The organism is Bacillus sp. ABP14, assembly GCF_001831375.1.
Classification (GTDB): domain Bacteria; phylum Bacillota; class Bacilli; order Bacillales; family Bacillaceae_G; genus Bacillus_A; species Bacillus_A paranthracis.
On sequence record NZ_CP017016.1, the window covers coordinates 3,591,826 to 3,608,335 of the forward strand.

Sequence of the window (16,510 nt, forward strand, 5' to 3'; positions counted from 1 at the left end):
GTTGCACTTCACCTACTTTCGTTTGTCGAACCCGCATAATCAATGAGAACAAGGGTGATATTATCTTCCCCGCCACGATCATTCGCCAATTGAATGAGACGTTGTCCCTTAGTTTCTAGCTGTTCATTTAACTGTAAAACTTGTTGCATATCAGCAATAGAAACTTTGTTAGATAGTCCATCAGAGCAAAGAAGTAACTGATCATCTTCCTCTAGCACTAATGTTTTCACATCTAATCCGACTTTCTCTTCTGTTCCTAATGCCCTTAACAAAACATTCTTTTTCGGGTGATATTCTGCGTCTTCTTTTGAAATTTCACCATGTCTCACAAGTTCATTAACAAGTGAGTGATCTTCCGTTACAAGCGAGATTTCTCCCTCTGATACCATATAACAACGACTATCTCCTATATGACCTATCGTCACAAAATTTGGTGTACAAATCGCTATTATAAGTGTTGTTCCCATACCATTACATTCTACATGTTGCTTAGAGTATTCATATATACGCTCATTAATAATCCCCACGCTAGTATGTAACCACTCTTCTACTTTTTTTGGCTCGTTCATATTATGCGTTTGCTTCCAATAATCATGGAATAATTGAATGGTCATCGAGCTAGCTACATCACCAGCTCGATGACCTCCCATTCCATCTGCTACTACCGCTAAAATATTTCCATCTAAATTGTGAAAAACTCCTGCACTATCTTCATTATGTTGACGAACTTTTCCTTTATCTGATAGAAACACGGCTTTCATCTCGTCACCTCGTCTCTTCTTTGCGCTCCTTCGCACGCAACTGACCGCAGGCTGCATCAATATCATGACCTTGTTCACGGCGAATCGTTACATTTACTCCACGATCTTTTAACGTTTTTTCAAATAAGAAAATTTGTTCACGTGGCGTACGTACATAATCACGTTCAGGTACATAGTTTACCGGAATTAAGTTCACATGACATTTTACACCTTTCAAGAGCGCAGCAAGCTCTTCAGCGTGCTCAACTTGGTCATTTTCGCCTCCAAATAGTCCATATTCAAAAGTAATACGACGCCCTGTTCTATTTACATAGTATTTAATAGCTTCCATCAAATCTGGTAGCTTATAAGCACGGTTAATCGGCATTAATTTTGAACGTAATTCTGAGTTTGGAGCATGCAGTGAAATCGCAAAATTAATTTGTAAATCTTCTTCAGCGAACTTATAAATTTTCGGGATGATTCCACTTGTCGAAACTGTCATATGTCTCGCACCAATATGAAGTCCTTTTTCATGATTAATGATGCGTAAGAATCCCATTAAATTATCATAGTTATCAAATGGTTCTCCAATTCCCATAACGACAAGAGAACTTACACGTTCTTCTGATTCATCAAGTGCACGTTGCACTTCTACTACTTGTGCTACAATTTCTCCAGCTTCTAAGTTTCGCTTTAAACCGCCAAGCGTTGAAGCACAGAACGTACACCCAATACGACAACCTACTTGTGTTGTTACACAAATGGAATTTCCATATTCATGTCGCATTAATACCGTTTCAATAGAATATCCATCATATAATTGGAATAAGAATTTAATTGTTCCATCCGAAGACGTTTGTTTTACTAACGTATTTAAAGTAGTAATATCAAAGGAATTCGACAATTTTTCACGCAATCCTTTAGAAAGGTTTGACATATCCTCATAATTTTTTACACGTTTTTTATATAACCAATCAAAAATTTGGCCAGCACGGAACTTTGGTTCTCCTTGCTCCTTTAACCAATCTTGCATTTCATGAAGTTGTAAAGAGTAAATTGATGGTTTTTTCGTTTCTAAATTTTTCTTTTGTTTTCTCACAGTCGTTTCCACGATGCTACACCTTCTTCCTTAAACAAGCAATATAAAAGCCATCTGTTGCAAAATAATGCGGTAAAATTTGTACTTGACCTTCATCAATATACGGACTTAACTTTTCTGGCATACGCTCTTTTATCGTAGTATCCCACTCGAACTCAGGATGCTCTTGTAAAAATCGTTCTATTACTTGTTCATTTTCTATTTTCTCAATTGTACACGTACTATAAACAAGGCGACCACCTTGTTTTAATAACGGTGCGATTTTTTCTAGTATTGCAAGTTGAATCGTCGATAGTCTTTCACTATCGCCTTTATCTTTACCTAACTTAATATCAGGCTTACGTCTAATTACACCAAATCCAGAACATGGGGCATCTACTAATATTTTATCAAACGTTTCATTTGCAAAGTGTTCTTGTACTTTTCTAGCATCTAATGCCTTTGTTTCGACATTTCCTAGACCAAGTCGCTCTGCTTGTTGTTTAATTAAACGTACTTTGTGTGCATGTAAATCAAGGGACATGACTTGACCAGTTCCTTTTAATCGCTCTGCAATATGCGTTGTTTTTCCACCTGGAGCAGCACAACTATCAAGAACTACATCTCCCTCATCTGGTTCTAAGGCACGTGCTACCAGCATAGAACTTTCATCTTGAATAGAAAGAAAACCTTTTTTAAACGCATCTGTGTGCGCTACATTCCCTCTTTCAATTTGAATTGCATCATCTGATAAATCGCCACGCTTCGCTTCTATACCTTCACTAGCTAATAATGTAATTGCTTCTTCTACTGTTATTTTATCAACATTTACACGCGCTGTTGGTACAGGCGGTAACATGTTCACTTCACACATTTTCTCAGCAGTTTCTAAACCATATTCTGAAGCCCATTCTTGGACAAGCCAAACTGGATGACTTGTTGCAGTTGCCAAGCGTTCTACCGGATCTTTGATTTCATCTACAGAAGGTACACCTTCTCTTTGAATCGAACGTAATACACCGTTCACCATACCAGCAATTCCTTTATGCCCGCGACGCTTTGCAATCTCAACGGCTTCATGAATAGCCGCTCTTTCTGGTACTCGGTCTAAATAGATCATCTGATATAACGATAAACGAAGCAATACCCTTACCCATGCCTCAACCTTCTTTTTTAAAAAAGGTTGTAAATAATAATCTAATGTATCACGACGTTGAATTGTTCCATATACAATTTCAGTTAATAAACCAATATCTTTTCTATCAATTGTACTTTTTTCAATTAGATTATTTAAAAGTAAGTTACTGTATGCACCACTTTTTTCTACTTGAATTAAACCATCAAGAGCTAATTCACGAACATTTTGTCTCATGCATTTTCTCCTAACTTCGTTCCAATTTCAGGTTTTGTGCCACGTAAAAATTGCTCACAACTCATACGCTTTTTACCAGAAGGTTGTAATTCTGTAATTTTAACACCCGTTTCATTACCAGTTGCTACAACGAAACCATCTTCTTCGATCGCAACAATCGTACCTGCTTCAGCTGATTTCGTTACAGGTACTTTTTCTCCCCACCATACTTTAACAACTTGTCCTGCTAAAGTTGTATAAGCAACTGGCCATGGATTCAATCCGCGAATGTGATTGTATACTTCTTCACCTGTTTTTGTCCAATCAATTTTCTCTTGCTCACGTTTTATATTATATGCAAACGTTACTTCTTCCTCGTTTTGTTTAATTGGTTCTAACTTACCTTGAATTAGTAAAGGTACTGTTTTAGATAAAAGATGTGCCCCTGCTTCACTTAACTTATCAAATAACGAGCCTGTCGTTTCACGCTCTTCAATTTCCACTTCTACTTGCGTTAAAATATCACCAGCATCCAATTTTTCTACCATATACATAATTGTAATACCTGTTTTTTCTTTCCCTTCCATAATTGCATAATGGATTGGTGCACCACCACGAAGTTCAGGAAGTAAAGAAGCGTGGACGTTAATACATCCATACTTTGGTGCTTCTAAAATTTCATTTGGTACAATTTGACCGAACGCAGCTGTTACAATTAAATCCGGCTCTAATGCCAATACTTTTTCATATTCGTCTTTTTCACGGATTCTTAACGGTTGTAACACTGGAATACCATGTTTTTCTGCTTCCACTTTAACAGGTGTAGGTGTTAATACTTTCTTTCTGCCTACCGGACGATCTGGTTGCGTCACAACACCTATTACATCATAGCCATCTTCAATAAGACGACGAAGCACCGGCACTGAAAAGTCCGGTGTTCCCATAAATACTACTTTTATCATTTAAAAACCGCTCCTTTTAATACCTATTCTAATTCGTTTTCCTCATAATATCTTGTCACTTTCGATGTAAATAACACACCGTGTAAATGATCGATTTCATGTTGAATTGCACGCGCTAAAAACCCTTCTGCTTCTAGTAAAAATACTTTGCCTCGACGATTTTGCGCACGCACTTTAATATAATCCGCACGTTCCACTTCACCATAAAGTCCCGGGAAGCTTAAACAGCCTTCGGGACCTACTTGTTCACCACGTTTTTCTAATATCGATGGATTGATTAACTCAATTTTCCCAGTATCATCACCGATATCAACTACCGCCACTTGCAAGCTTACCCCTACTTGAGGCGCAGCTAAACCGACTCCGTCCGCAATTAACATTGTTTCATGCATATCTTTCAACAATTTCACTAACTTTTTATCAAAGTTAATTACTCTTTCACACGGTGTTTCTAACACTTCATTTGGATGCTTTACTATTTCTAAAACTGCCATATTTCCCTCCGCTACATTAACATTGTTGGATTAAAATCAATTGAGATTTGTAGCTCTTTTTGCATTTCTGCTTGATAATGTTCATTTACCATTTTGAGCACGTTCTTTAAGTTTGGTTCCCGTTTGTATTTTATCATGCATTGATAACGATATCTATCTTTTATCCTTGGAATTGCTGAAGCAACCGGTCCTAACACCATCGTTTGCTGCGAACAGTGCGTCCGTAAATGACCGACAATTTTTTCCGTCACTTGTACTGCCTTTAATAATTCTGGATGAGATACCGTCACAAGTACAACATAGTAATAAGGTGGGTATTGTCTCGTTCGCCTCATTTGCATTTCTTGATCAAAAAACACATCATATTGTTGGTTCTTTGCTAACTCTATACTATAATGTTCTGGCGTATACGTTTGAATGATAACTTCCCCTGGCAATTCATGTCGGCCTGCTCGTCCACTTACTTGCGTCAATAACTGATAAGTCTTTTCACTCGCCCGGAAATCAGGTAAATGAAGCATCGTATCAGCAGTTAAAACACCAACAAGCGTTACTTTCGGAAAATCTAACCCTTTTGCAATCATTTGTGTTCCAAGTAATATATCTGCTTTTTCTTCCCCGAACGCCTTTAATAATTTCTCATGCATCCCTTTACGACTCGTCGTATCTACATCCATTCGAATGACTCGTGCCTCTGGAAATAGTTTTGTAATTTCTTCTTCGACCTTTTGCGTACCTGTACCAAAGAAACGAATGTATGTACTTTGACAAGCAGGACACGCAGTCGGCATATTTTCTTCGTAACTGCAATAATGGCATTTTAAACGATGATTCATTTTATGATATGTCAGCGAGATATCACAATGCGGACATTGTACAACATACCCGCAATCACGGCACATAACAAATGTAGAATGACCTCTTCTATTTAAAAAGAGCACCATTTGTTCTTTCTTTTCTAACCGATCTGCTATTTTTTCATGCAGTGCCTTTGAAAACATGGAGCGATTCCCGTCACGAAGTTCTTCACGCATATCAACAATCTCTACTGTCGGTAAAGCTTGTTCGTTCATACGTTTTTCCATCGTCAGTAATTCATACACACCTTTTTTCGCTCTTGCAAACGATTCAAGCGTCGGTGTTGCACTACCAAGAACGATAGGGCATTTATGATATTGTCCTCTCCACACAGCTACATCCCTTGCATGATACCTCGGATTATCTTCTTGCTTGTAGCTCGATTCATGTTCCTCATCAATAATAATAATCCCTAAATTTTCAAAAGGAGCAAATACAGCTGAACGTGCACCAACTACGACTTTCACTTCTTTTCTTAAAATCTTACGCCATTCATCATATTTTTCTCCAACAGACAGCGCACTATGAAGAACTGCAACTTGTGAGCCAAATCTACCTTTAAAACGATCTACCATCTGAGGCGTTAGTGCAATTTCAGGAACAAGTACAATAGCTTCTTTTCCTTTCTCGAGCACCGCTGCTATAGATTGTAAATATACTTCTGTTTTTCCGCTTCCTGTAACACCATATAGTAAAAATGGATTGTAAGTTTCATTTGTAATTGATGATAAAATCGGTGTAATAACTTGCTTTTGTTCCTCAGTAAGTGGGAATGGTTTCGTTTGTTCAAAATCGTCATCGTCATACGGATTTCGGTACACTTCCACATACTTTTCTGAGAGTAGTCCCTTTTTAACAAGTGCTTTAATTGGAGCATCTGTTATTTGTAACTCTTCTGTTATTACTTTCAACGGTACACTTTTATAATTTTCCACAAAATAATAGAGGACATCTTGTTGTTTTTTACTTTTCAGTTCAAATGCTGCTAATTCTAATTTATCTTCTGGCAACTCCGGTTGAACGACTCTTTGTTTCTTCTTTTGTACTTTATCTTTTACTTGATAAACAACTTCAATCGTACCATGTTTAATTTCTTGTTGAATCGTGCGGTATAGCTGTGGCTGCGTCTCAATCGCTTCCCAATCTATCGCTTCTTTGTCCTGAAATAAAAACAGTAGTTCAGGTGCTACTTCTTCTTGTTTACGAAGTTGTAGACGTTTTTTATATGTTGCTTTTATCGCCGTTGGAAGCATAACTTGAAAAGCTGAAATCATATAACATAACGTTTCACTTGTAAGCCAATACCCTAGCTTTAACAACTCTTCATTTAAAACGGGTGTTACATCTAAAATTTCATGAATTGTCTTTAACTTCTTACTTTCTACTTCAACCGAATCTTTAATCCCAATAATAAAACCTTGCAATTTCCTTGGGCCAAACGGAACTACTACACGCATGCCTGTCTGGACAATATCTTCCCATTTTTCAGGGATAATATAATCAAATGGTCGATCTGTCTGACGTGCAGGTACATCAACAATTACACTTGCAAATTTCATAGACGATCATCTTCTAACATCATTTCAATTTGCTTTAATATTTCACGAGCAACCTCTTTCTTCGTTAAAAGTGGCAACTCTATAACTTCTCCATCTTTTCTATACATTGTTACAATGTTCGTATCTGTACCAAATCCAGCTCCTTGCGCCTTTACGTCGTTTGCAACAATCATATTCGCATTTTTCTCACGTAATTTTTTCGTTGCATATTCCTCTACGTTTGTCGTTTCAGCCGCAAAACCGATAAGTAACTGTTTGTCTTTCATCTCACCTAACGTTTTTAAAATATCTACTGTTCTCTCAAGTTCAATTACAGCATCGCCATTTTTCTTTTTCATTTTATTATCATGAACGTATTTCGGGCGATAATCTGCAACTGCTGCTGTTTTAATAACAACATCCACGTCTTCATAATGTTGAATAACCGCCTCTAACATATCTTGTGCAGATTCCACTTGCACCGTAGTTACATGTAATGGCGGGTTTAATGCTGTCGGTCCCGAAACGAGTATAACATCAGCGCCTAAGTTCGCTGCCACTTCCGCAATCGCATATCCCATTTTTCCAGAAGAAAAATTGGTCATAAAACGAACTGGATCAATCTTTTCACGTGTTGGACCAGCAGTTATTAATATTCTTTTTCCATGCAATGGTTTTTGTTCTGAAAAAGCCTCTTCTAACCGTGCGATAATCGCTTCAGGTTCTTCTAATCTTCCTTTCGCTACATAACCACACGCTAAAAAACCTTCTCCAGGCTCAATAAATGTATATCCTAACGTTTTTAACGTCATCATATTTTTTTGAACAATTTTATTTTCATACATATGCACATTCATAGCAGGTGCAATCCACACTGGGGCTGTAGTAGCTAACAAAGTAGTTGTAATCATATCATCTGCAATACCGTTAGCTAACTTTCCAATACAATTGGCTGTAGCAGGTGCAACAAGTACAACATCTGCCCAATCTGCTAAATCGATATGAGCAATAACAGCTGAGTCTTTCTCATCGAATGTATCCGTATATACATCATGGCGAGAAAGCGCTTGGAATGTAAGAGGTGTAACAAATTTCATTGCCGACTCACTCATCATTACTTTTACAATAGCACCAGATTGTGTCAATTTACTCGTTAACGCAGCCGCTTTAAAGACCGCAATGCCTCCTGTTACACATAAAAGTATCTTTTTCCCTTTTAGCATATGGCTCGTCCTCTTTCTTTTTCAAACTTATAATACTGAAACAAGATTATCAGCTCATCAGTATCAATATTTCTTCCCTACCGTAAAAAAATAACAACCTACTTGTAAATAGGTTGTTACCGTTACATAGAAAATTATAAAGTCTATGTTTTAAATTGTCGAAGACAAAGTCTTATTCAGTTACTTTATCTTCACTTGGTACGTAGCTTAACGCTTCCATATCGATTTCTTCTAATGCTTTACCTACACATTTATGAGAAACTGGTTTTTCTACAACACAGTTATTAGCAAGTTGCATTTCGCGCGCACGTTTTGCAGCCACTGTTACAAGTGTATATTTAGAATCGATTTTTGTTAATAATGAATCAATTGATGGATTTAACATAATTATAGACCCTCCGTCATTTCTTTATAATATTTTGCTACTCTTTCGCGGCGGCAATGTTCGCCAACCACAATTGCTTTAATTCTTTCACAAGCTAGTTCAACTTGGTCGTTTTCTACAACGTAGTCGTAAGCGTCCATCATATCAATTTCTTCTTTCGCTACCGTTAAACGATTTTCAATAACATCTTCAGTTTCTGTACCACGACCGACAATTCGGTTCTTTAGTTCAGATAAACTTGGAGGTGCTAAGAAAATAAATACACCTTCTGGGAAAGCTTTCTTAACTTGAATTGCTCCTTGCACTTCAATTTCTAAGAATACATCTTTTCCTTCTTGTAATGTTTTTTCAACATAGTCAATTGGTGTTCCGTAATAATTACCTACGAACTCAGCCCACTCAAGTAATTTTTCATTACGAATCATTTCCTCAAATTCTTCTCTCTCTTTAAAGAAATAATCCACACCATCCACTTCACCTTCACGTGGCTTACGTGTCGTTACTGAAATGGAGTACTGAAAACGTGTATCCTCATGACTAAACAGCTCTTTTCGAACCGTTCCTTTACCAACCCCAGAAGGTCCTGAAAGAACGATGAGCAATCCTCTTCTACTTCTCATAAATATGTAAAACCTACCCTTCCTCACTTAAATCTTCTTTATTATTCAAACGATGTGCAATCGTCTCTGGCTGAATTGGACTTAATACAACATGCCCATCATCCATAACAATAACCGCCCTTGTTTTTCTCCCATACGTAGCATCAAGCAAAGCATTGTGTTCGCGTGCTTCCTGTACTGTTCGTTTAATAGGAGCTGACTCCGGACTTACAATAGCAATAATTCGATGAGCAGATACAATATTTCCGTATCCAATATTTAAAAACCGCATGGCCATAGTTTGCGCCTCCTAGTAAGTCTATCCGATTTCTCCACCACGTATAACTTTATATATTTTTTGAAAGCTACTCAATATTTTGTACTTGTTCACGAATTTTTTCAAGGTTATTTTTCATTTCTACAACATATTTTGAAATTGTTAAGTCATTTGCCTTAGAACCAATCGTATTAATTTCTCTATGCATCTCTTGCACGATGAAATCCATTTTCCTTCCAACAGGCTCTTCAATCTGCAGTGTTTCACGGAATTGTTCTAAATGACTTTGCAAACGAACTAACTCTTCGTGAATATCACAACGCTCAGCAAAGATTGCAACTTCTGTTAGCAATCTTTGTTCATCTAGATCTTGATTATGTAATTCCTTTAAGCGATTTTCTAATCGTTCACGATATTTTTGTGTAACAATTGGTGCATGCGGAATAATAGCATTTACACAATTATGAATCTCTTGTAAGCGATACGCTATATCTTTATGTAATCGTTCTCCTTCGCCATCTCTCATCGTTTTTAACATATGAGCAGCTTGGCGAACAGCCTCATATAAACTGTTCTCAAATTGTTCATTTACGTTTTCTACCTCTTCAATCGCTGTTACTTCTGGCATTGCCATTAATTGCTCGAGTGTAATAGAATCTTGTAATTGAAATTTTCCTTTTATATCTTCCATAATTGATTGGTACTGCTCAAGAAGCGACCAATTCACACTTAATTTTCTTTCAACAAGCCCTTCACCCGCTATACTAATAGACACTTCAATACGTCCACGGCGAACTTGCTGTGCAATTATTTTACGAATTTTGTCTTCAAATACCGTCATTTGCTTCGGTAGTCGAATACTCATCTCTAGAAAACGGTGGTTCACCGATTTCATTTCTACTGTAATTTGAAAAGTATCACTCTCTACTTTCGACCTTCCAAATCCTGTCATACTACAAATCATTTTTTATCACATCCAAGCCATGAAATAACTCAATGAAAAAGGTAATAGAGACAAGGCTCTACTACCTTCTGTAAATTATATCACATTTTCATATCATTGACTATTTCAAGTTTAATCCCTTCTTATATAATATTGGCTTTTTCTTCCCCTTTTTCCCTGTTAATAAAGAGCCTACTAATAAGAAGGTCGGAATTGACGATAAACCTCCAATTAACAACCAATCTCTCGCTTGTATTGGCATCGTGCTAAAAATCGGTTGTAACGGTGGATAATATATAACGACTAGCATGAGTAGTAATGAAATGATAACCGCTCCTACTAAATACACATTTCCAAACGGATTGCGGTGGAAAACAGAATGCTCACTTCGGCAATCAAATACATGAATCAGCTGAGCAAGTACCAATGTTGCAAACGCTACAGTTTGTGCATATTTCAGTTCATTTGGATGTTGATTATACGCAATAATAAATGCTACTAACGTCACTGCTCCTATTAGAAAGCCACGGCTTATAATTTTCCAGGCAAGCCCTCTAGCAAATACCCCTTCTTTCGGATGACGCGGCGTTCTCTTCATCACGTCTCCCTCGGCCTTATCCAAACCTAACGCCATCGCCGGTAAACCGTCAGTAACTAAATTCACCCATAAAATTTGAATTGGAACCATCGGCAGCGGTAGTGCAAGTAACATGGCAAATAACATGACCAAAATTTCTCCAACGTTCGATGCTAATAAATAACGAATAAACTTACGTATGTTCTCGTATATATTTCTACCTTCTTTAATTGCTGATTTTATCGTAGCGAAATTATCGTCCAGCAATACGAGAGATGAAGCTTCTTTTGCAACATCTGTCCCTGTAATTCCCATCGCTATCCCAATATCCGCAGTTTTTATAGCCGGAGCATCGTTTACTCCATCACCTGTCATCGCCACTATATGCCCTTTATTTTGCAACGCCTTAACAATTTTCAATTTATGTTCTGGTGATACACGAGCAAATACATACGTATCTTCTACAACATTTTCTAATTCTTCTACATCCATAGTTGCGAGTTCTACCCCTTCAACAACGCGTCCACCTGGTGGTAAAATACTTAATTGTTCTGCAATCGCCATTGCAGTCACTTTATGATCACCTGTAATCATCACTGTTCGAATACCAGCTTCTCTGCACTCTTTTACTGCCTGCTCTACTTCTGGTCTTGGCGGATCAATCATTCCTTGTATTCCAACTAACATAAAATCTTTTTCAACGTCTCTTTCATGTTCAATTGAGTCTGTTACTTTTAAAGGCTTAAAAGCAACTGCAATTGTTCGAAGTGCTTGACTACCTAAGCTATGAATAGCCGCCTGTACTTCTTTTCTATACAACTCACTTAATGGTTGCTGCTTATCCCCCCATAAAATCGTTTGACTCATTTGCAGAAGGACATCTGGTGCTCCCTTCGTAACGACAAACTTTTTCCCCTCTCGATCTCGTACAATAACACTCATCATTTTTCGAGTTGAATCAAACGGAAATTCACGAATAATTTCAAATTTCCCTTTCAGCGCCTCACGCGTTATCCCCGCTTTCATTGCTGCAGCTACAAGCGCCCCCTCAGTTGGATCTCCATCTAATACATACGCCTTTTTCTTTTGAATAATATTTGCGTTATTACATAGCGAACCAAATGTAAGTAGTTGATAAAGTGATTTCGTCTTAGCTGGATTAATTTCTTTTTCACCTTTCATAAAAGAGCCATTAGGTTCATACCCTTGGCCTGTCACTTTCCACAATTCTCCACCTGACCACATATGTGTTACCATCATTTTGTTTTGCGTCATCGTTCCTGTTTTATCAGAGCATATGACAGAAGCACAGCCTAACGTTTCTACTGCTGGTAACTTCCTTACAATTGCTCTCTTTTTTATCATACGCTGTACACCAAGCGATAAAGCTACTGTAACGATTGCTGGTAACCCTTCTGGAATAGCAGCAACAGCTAGCGACACGCCAGCTAAAAACATATGATATACTTCATTCCCTTGATACACACCAGCTAACACGACAAGCGCTGTCAAAATAAGAGCCACAATAATTAATATTTTTCCAAGTTGCTCTAATCTTCTTTGCAATGGTGTTTCCATTTGCTCTGCATTTTGCAACATATTTGCAATTTGGCCCATCGCTGTATTCATACCCGTTGCTACAACGACTCCTGTTCCAGACCCTCGTGTAATCATCGTACCCATAAAAGCCATATTTTTTTGATCACCAATTGAAACATCTTGCCCTTGCAACGCTTCTACTTTCTTCTGCACTGGAACTGACTCTCCTGTTAAAGCTGATTCTTCAATATATAAACTCGACGCCTCAACAAGACGTACATCAGCTCCAATACGATCGCCACTAGAAAATTTAATAACATCACCTAAAACGAGTGCTTTAGACGGTGCCTTTACCCACTTTCCATTTCGCAGTACAGTTACTTGTGGAGCGGCTAGCTCTTTTAAAGCTTCCAAGGACTTTTCAGCTTTTCTTTCTTGAAAAAATCCGAGGATACCATTGATAATAACAATTGCCACAATCGCAATAGAATCAATGTATTCCCCTAAAAAAGCCGAAACGATTGTTGCACCAAACAAAACAAGCACCATAAAATCTTTAAATTGCGCCAAAAATACCATTAGTGCAGAAGGCCTTTTTGCTTCATCTAGTTCATTTGTACCAAATTTTTTTATTCGCCCTTCTGCTTCTTTCTCTGTAAGTCCAACCTTCACATTCGTATTCGTTCTTTCTTCCACTTCATGTGCACGCATTCCATACCAGTTCATCCTGCTATCGACCTCCTGATTCCAGACATACTCTATTGAAAGCTTATTCAGCCTCGTCCAAAAAAATGCTATAATTAACTTTTAGTTAGAAAGGAGTGTTCATTTATGGCATTCGATGGATTATTTACAAGAGCGATTACACATGAAATTGCAAATTCTCTTTACACGGGAAGAATTTCAAAAATATATCAACCTTCAAAATACGAGATTTTATTACATATTCGAGCAAACGGAAAAAATCAAAAACTGATTCTTTCCGCTCATCCGACATATGCACGTTTACACTTAACAAATCAAAATTATGATTCACCTGCACTTCCACCAATGTTCTGTATGCTTCTTCGTAAGCATTTAGAAGGTGGATTCATTGAAAAAATTGAACAAATTGATTTAGAGCGTATTATTCAAATTACCGTTCGTAGCAGAAATGAAATTGGTGATGAATCGCTAAAAACATTAGTAATTGAAATTATGGGACGACATAGTAACATCATTTTAGTAGACACAAAAACAAACAATATTTTAGATAGCTTAAAACACGTTTCCTTAGCAGTAAACCGACATCGAACTGTATACGCTGGAGCTGAATATATTGCACCACCAGCACAACATAAAATTAACCCACTTCAGATCGAAACAAATGATGAATTTATTAGACCGCTAGACTTTCTATCTGGAAACATGGATAAACAGCTAGTCGGAACCTTTACCGGAATATCACCGTTATTCGCAAAAGAAGTAGTGAAAAAAGCAGGTATGGTAAATGAAAAAGCATTAGCTGACGCATTTTTCTCCATACAAAAACCATTATTAACTCATACATATTCACCAACAATGACTACTTCAAATGGGAAAGAATTCTTTTATCTTTTCCCTCTTGCGCACTTAGCTGGAGAAGACAAGACATTCTCATCTGTTAGTGAATTGCTAGACCGTTTCTTTTTTGGAAAAGCAGAGCGTGACCGTGTAAAACAACAAGCTCATGATTTAGAGCGCTTTATGCAAAACGAAAAAAATAAAAATGAGAAAAAACTCATTAAACTAGAAAAAACATTACAAGATGCTGGAAAAGCAGATAAATATCAACTATTTGGAGAACTACTTACAGCCAATATGTACGCTTTGAAAAAAGGCGATAAAGATATTGAAGTCGTTAACTATTATGATGAAAATGGTGGAACTGTAAAGATCGCATTAGATCCTTTAAAAACGCCATCTGAAAATGCACAACGCTATTTCCAAAAGTACCAAAAAGCGAAAAATTCCGTTGTTGTTGTAGAAGAACAAATCGAAAAAACAAAGGAAGAAATTCTTTATTTTGATAGCTTACTTCAACAAATGGAAGCTGCTTCTTCAAAAGATATTGAAGAAATTCGTGAGGAATTAGCTGAAGAAGGTTATATGCGCAATCGTAAAACGAAAAACGGAAAGAAAAAGCCTACTAAACCAGTATTAGATAAATATGTAGCAAGTGATGGCACAGAGATTTTCGTCGGTAAAAACAATAAACAAAATGATTATTTAACAACGAAATTTGCCCGTCGTGATGAAATTTGGTTACATACGAAAGATATACCTGGTTCTCACGTTGTCATTCGTTCTTTAGAACCTGCTGAAGAAACTTTACTAGAAGCTGCCAAAATTGCTGCTTATTACAGTAAAGCAAAAGAGTCTAGTTCTGTACCTGTTGATTTCACAAAAATACGCCATGTGAAAAAACCGAGTGGTGCAAAACTTGGTTTTGTTACGTACGACAATCAGCAAACAGTTTATGTAACACCAGATGCTGATACTGTAATGAAATTAAAAGCGTAAATACAAAAATGCGTTGCTTATAAGCAACGCATTTTTTATATGTTGTCAATTTAGTTGCTATATCCATTCCATATTGTCAAAAAATTTGACAGTTTCATTTCACATTTGTATAAATTTTTTTACAACATGTAAATAACGTACAAGTGCAACTCCAATCAATATTTTTATCTCCCCTCCCCTAAAATATATGTTGCCCCTACCATACTTTCTTCAAATATACATCTTGGCACACTTTTTGCTTTATTCAATACTGTGAATAGGGGGAATAACATGACTTTAAAAATTAATAAAATCCAAAATCAACTACAAAACTACGAAATTGACGGATTGCTTATTACCAAAAAAGAAAACCGCCAATATGCAACTGGTTTTACAGGTAGCGCTGGCGTCGTCTTACTCTCTGCGGATAAAGCAGTTTTTATAACTGATTTTCGCTATGTTGATCAAGCGAAATCACAAATAAAAGATGCTGAAATTATTATGCATAAAGGAAATTTAGAGGAAGAAGTTGCAAATCAAGTATCAAAATTAAACATTCAAAAACTTGGAATTGAAGAAAATAATATGACATTGCAACAATATAAAAACTTACAAAAATATGTACATACAGAAATGGTTCAAGTGTGTGAAATCATTGAAAACATTCGTCTTATTAAAGACACTCATGAAATAGAAACAATGAAAATCGCAGCTAATATTGCGGACGAAGCATTTCACCACATCCTTACGTTTCTAAAACCAGGAATAAGTGAAAATGATGTACGAGATGAGTTAGAATTTTTCATGCGAAAAAAAGGGGCTACATCCTCTTCCTTCCAAATCATCGTAGCTTCTGGCGTCCGTTCTTCCCTTCCTCATGGAGTTGCATCCAATAAAATAATCGAACGAGGCGACGTCGTTACATTAGATTTCGGTGCACTTTACGACGGATATTGTTCCGATATAACACGTACTGTAGCAATTGGAGAACCATCAGAAGAATTCAAAAAAATATACAATGTTGTACGGGAAGCATTAAAACGCGGGACTGAAGCGATTAAACCTGGGGAAACTGCGAAAAGTATCGATGATATAACGAGAGATTACATTACTGAGCATGGATATGGCCAATATTTTGGACACTCTACTGGTCATGGTCTTGGGTTAGAAATACATGAACCTCTTCGCCTATCCCAAGAAAGTAAAGCTACTTTAGAAGAAGGTATGGTTGTTACCGTTGAACCTGGTATTTATATTCCGAACTGGGGCGGCTGTAGAATTGAAGATGATATCGTCATTACAAAAGACGGATATGAAGTGATTACAAAATCAACTCGGGAACTAATTGTTATTCCGTGTTGAAATCATAGCCTTTTTTAAAGGAGTTTTTCGTTGCACATAGAATTCATTCTCTGGAGTCATC

Annotated in this window: 14 protein-coding genes; 2 read left to right on the plus strand and 12 right to left on the minus strand. The window is 37.0% G+C overall.

The genetic code is table 11. The annotated features are described in order from the left end of the window. Positions 1–8: 8 nt before the first annotated feature. The 12 genes from BGI23_RS18495 to BGI23_RS18550 all read right to left on the minus strand — a co-directional run bounded on the left by BGI23_RS18495 (position 9) and on the right by BGI23_RS18550 (position 13,293). Positions 9–761, minus strand: coding sequence for a Stp1/IreP family PP2C-type Ser/Thr phosphatase (locus BGI23_RS18495; RefSeq protein ID WP_000648696.1), 753 nt, complete (start codon positions 759–761; stop codon positions 9–11). A 4-nt stretch (positions 762–765) separates the two neighbouring features. After that, the gene (gene rlmN / locus BGI23_RS18500; RefSeq protein ID WP_000450543.1) at positions 766–1,854 is read right to left on the minus strand and encodes a dual-specificity RNA methyltransferase RlmN; all 1,089 of its coding nucleotides are present in this window, start codon (positions 1,852–1,854) and stop codon (positions 766–768) included. A 4-nt stretch (positions 1,855–1,858) separates the two neighbouring features. Continuing rightward, on the minus strand, positions 1,859–3,193 hold the full coding sequence (gene rsmB / locus BGI23_RS18505) for a 16S rRNA (cytosine(967)-C(5))-methyltransferase RsmB (RefSeq protein WP_001249687.1): 1,335 nt from the start codon (positions 3,191–3,193) through the stop codon (positions 1,859–1,861). After that, positions 3,190–4,134 carry a methionyl-tRNA formyltransferase gene (gene fmt / locus BGI23_RS18510; protein ID WP_000598789.1) on the minus strand — a complete coding sequence of 315 codons (945 nt, stop codon included), beginning with the start codon at positions 4,132–4,134 and terminating at the stop codon, positions 3,190–3,192. The genes rsmB and fmt overlap by 4 nt, the downstream gene beginning before the upstream one ends. Before the next feature lie 23 nt (positions 4,135–4,157). Beyond that, complete coding sequence (gene def / locus BGI23_RS18515; protein ID WP_000279468.1) at positions 4,158–4,628, minus strand: peptide deformylase; 471 nt, start codon at positions 4,626–4,628, stop codon at positions 4,158–4,160. Positions 4,629–4,639: 11 nt separating this feature from the next. Further along, positions 4,640–7,045 (minus strand): primosomal protein N', encoded by a 2,406-nt coding sequence (gene priA / locus BGI23_RS18520; protein WP_070806756.1) that lies wholly within the window; start codon positions 7,043–7,045, stop codon positions 4,640–4,642. After that, complete coding sequence (gene coaBC / locus BGI23_RS18525) at positions 7,042–8,247, minus strand: bifunctional phosphopantothenoylcysteine decarboxylase/phosphopantothenate--cysteine ligase CoaBC (protein ID WP_070806757.1); 1,206 nt, start codon at positions 8,245–8,247, stop codon at positions 7,042–7,044. Before coaBC ends, priA begins: the two co-directional genes overlap by 4 nt. Positions 8,248–8,419: 172 nt before the next feature. Further along, the gene (gene rpoZ / locus BGI23_RS18530; protein ID WP_000933970.1) at positions 8,420–8,632 is read right to left on the minus strand and encodes a DNA-directed RNA polymerase subunit omega; all 213 of its coding nucleotides are present in this window, start codon (positions 8,630–8,632) and stop codon (positions 8,420–8,422) included. A gap of 2 nt (positions 8,633–8,634) precedes the next feature. Then, on the minus strand, positions 8,635–9,252 hold the full coding sequence (gene gmk / locus BGI23_RS18535; RefSeq protein WP_001257738.1) for a guanylate kinase: 618 nt from the start codon (positions 9,250–9,252) through the stop codon (positions 8,635–8,637). A gap of 13 nt (positions 9,253–9,265) precedes the next feature. Further along, a complete protein-coding gene (gene remA, locus BGI23_RS18540) occupies positions 9,266–9,529 on the minus strand; it encodes an extracellular matrix/biofilm regulator RemA (protein WP_001251456.1) in 264 nt (87 codons plus the stop codon). 67 nt (positions 9,530–9,596) lie between these two features. Beyond that, the gene (locus BGI23_RS18545) at positions 9,597–10,472 is read right to left on the minus strand and encodes a YicC/YloC family endoribonuclease (protein ID WP_000564125.1); all 876 of its coding nucleotides are present in this window, start codon (positions 10,470–10,472) and stop codon (positions 9,597–9,599) included. Positions 10,473–10,572: 100 nt separating this feature from the next. After that, positions 10,573–13,293: a calcium-translocating P-type ATPase, SERCA-type gene (locus BGI23_RS18550; RefSeq protein ID WP_044791564.1), complete on the minus strand. Its 2,721-nt coding sequence runs from the start codon at positions 13,291–13,293 to the stop codon at positions 10,573–10,575. A 105-nt stretch (positions 13,294–13,398) separates the two neighbouring features. Between BGI23_RS18550 and BGI23_RS18555 the strand changes: the two genes are divergently transcribed. Further along, positions 13,399–15,108: an Rqc2 family fibronectin-binding protein gene (locus BGI23_RS18555; protein ID WP_000863254.1), complete on the plus strand. Its 1,710-nt coding sequence runs from the start codon at positions 13,399–13,401 to the stop codon at positions 15,106–15,108. 270 nt (positions 15,109–15,378) lie between these two features. Then, positions 15,379–16,449 carry a M24 family metallopeptidase gene (locus BGI23_RS18560; protein ID WP_000172815.1) on the plus strand — a complete coding sequence of 357 codons (1,071 nt, stop codon included), beginning with the start codon at positions 15,379–15,381 and terminating at the stop codon, positions 16,447–16,449. Positions 16,450–16,510 lie beyond the last annotated feature (61 nt).